Source organism: Bradyrhizobium sp. (assembly GCF_049581145.1).
Taxonomy (GTDB): domain Bacteria; phylum Pseudomonadota; class Alphaproteobacteria; order Rhizobiales; family Xanthobacteraceae; genus Bradyrhizobium.
Map to the genome: position 1 here is coordinate 1 of NZ_JBAURI010000150.1, position 2016 is coordinate 2016.

The window sequence follows — 2016 nt, forward strand, 5'->3', positions numbered from 1 at the left end:
CCCTACCTGAAACTGTTCGGGTCGGCGCTCGGCGGCTGCTACCTGGCCAGCGAAGCGCTGGCCGCGCGCAGCAACGGCACCGGCGATCACGAACGCTATGTCGCGCTGGCGCGGTTCTTTGCCGAAACCATCGCGGTGCAGGCCGTTTCGCTGGAGAAGACGGTCACCGACGGCGCCGAGGTCGTCAACGGCGCCGACGCGGTCCTGCTGGCGTAGCACCGTCGGCTTGAAGTCGCGGCAATTGCGCGCGCGTTTCACGGCCGTGCCCCTGTGCGGCGCGCGAACGCCGCGCATGTGGACGATCGGGCAGCCGTACACATTGCCCTCAGGAACGGTTTGAGCAACGATGGAAAATCCATTTCAGACGGATATCGATGCTGTCCAGCGCATCGATGCCGTCCCCAAGATCCTCGATGTGATCTGCCGGACGACGGGGATGCGGTTCGCGGCCGTTGCACGCGTCACCCAGGAGCGCTGGATTTGCTGCGCCGCTCTCGACCAGATTGACTTCGGGCTCGCGCCAGGCGGTGAACTGAAGGTCGAAACCACGATTTGCGCCGAGATTCGGCAGAGCCACGAAGCCGTGGTGATCGACCATGTTGCGCAGGATCAGGCCTATTGCGGCCATCACACGCCGGCGATGTACGGGTTTCAAAGCTACATCTCCGTTCCGATTGTTCTGAGCGATGGCTCCTTCTTCGGGACCTTATGCGCGATCGATCCGCGCCCGGCGCGGCTCAACAATCCCGAAACGATTGCGACTTTCAAATTATTCGCCGAGCTGATCGGAGGCCACCTCAACGCGCTGGAACGGCTGGATCGCAGCGAAGCAACGCTGTTGACCGAACGTCAAACCTCAGAACTGCGCGAGCAATTCATCGCCGTGCTCGGTCATGATCTGCGCAATCCGCTCGCCTCGATTGCCGCAGGCGTGCGGATGCTTCCGAAAACGGAGTCGAAGGAGGCGATGTCCGAGATTGCCGGGCTGATGCAGACCAGCGTCAATCGCATGTCCCGGCTGATCGACAACGTGCTGGATTTTGCGCGCGGGCGGCTGGGAGGCGGCCTTGTGCTGGAACGCAGCGCCAAGGAGCCGCTTGAACCGATGCTGAAGCAGGTCATCGCGGAACTGCAGTCCAGTCATCCAACGACCATGATCGACGCCAAGTTCGACATCCGCCAACCGGTGACCTGCGACCCCCAGCGCATCGGCCAGCTGTTTTCCAATCTGCTCGGGAACGCCATCACTCACGGGACATCGGAACGGCCGATCGAAGTCCGGGCAGCTGCTCACGGCGGCCTGTTTGAATTGTCCGTTGTCAACTCCGGCGATCCAATTCCACCAGAGGCGATGGCGCAGCTCTTTCAGCCGTTCTATCGGGGCGGAGTTCGCGGATCGCCGCAAGGTCTGGGACTGGGGCTCTTCATCGCCTCCGAAATCGCCAAGGCCCATGGCGGAACGCTCACGGTCGATTCGTCGGATCAGGAGACGCGCTTCGTACTGTTGTTTCCAGCGATATAGGAACTGTGCTGGCCTCGAACGTGCGCGACGGGCACGATCGCGTACCGCTCAGGCTCGGCTTCGACCGGCTCGCTTGGCCTTGTCCGCCGGCGCACCCCAGCGCGTGAACGGCATCTTCCCTTCGAACTTGGTTGTCTCAATAGCGCTCCAGAACGCCTCGGCCGCGTTGGTCATGCGGGCCCGCGACCGGAACAGGCAGATGCTGATCTCGATGTTCCAGTCCGCAGCCCCGGCGCGCAGCAGCCGCCCGTTGGCGAGATCGTCCCGCACCAGGCTCTCGGGCGCCCAGGTGACGCCGCGTCCCTCCCGCGCCATGTCCGTCAGCAGCATGACCGGCGCCGAGAAGCTCGGGACCAGCCACGCGGCCGGCTCCTTCGCCGCCAGGAACGAGGTGACGATACGGCCGACGCCTGAACCGGGGTGATAGGCGAGATAGGGCAGCGGTGCAGCCTTGGTGCCGGGCAGCGCGTAGCGCGGTTCGGCCGGGCCCCGAC

3 protein-coding genes are annotated in these 2016 nt (G+C 64.1%); 2 read left to right on the top strand and 1 reads right to left on the bottom strand.

Going from position 1 to position 2016, the window contains the following annotated elements:
* The coding region (locus WCB02_RS04955; protein WP_423956722.1) for an acyl-CoA dehydrogenase C-terminal domain-containing protein at positions 1 to 216 on the top strand (216 nt) is incomplete at its 5' end.
* A 130-nt stretch (positions 217 to 346) separates the two neighbouring features.
* The gene (locus WCB02_RS04960; protein ID WP_423956723.1) at positions 347 to 1522 is read left to right on the top strand and encodes a GAF domain-containing sensor histidine kinase; all 1176 of its coding nucleotides are present in this window, start codon (positions 347 to 349) and stop codon (positions 1520 to 1522) included.
* 48 nt (positions 1523 to 1570) lie between these two features.
* Here the strand turns inward: WCB02_RS04960 and WCB02_RS04965 are convergent.
* On the bottom strand, positions 1571 to 2016 hold a 446-nt coding region (locus WCB02_RS04965), incomplete at its 5' end, for a LysR substrate-binding domain-containing protein (RefSeq protein WP_423956724.1).

Bases quoted from the DNA above. Each gene is read 5' to 3' on its own strand.
- WCB02_RS04960 (WP_423956723.1), top strand. From the start codon at position 347: ATGGAAAATCCATTTCAGACGGATATCGATGCTGTCCAGCGCATCGAT.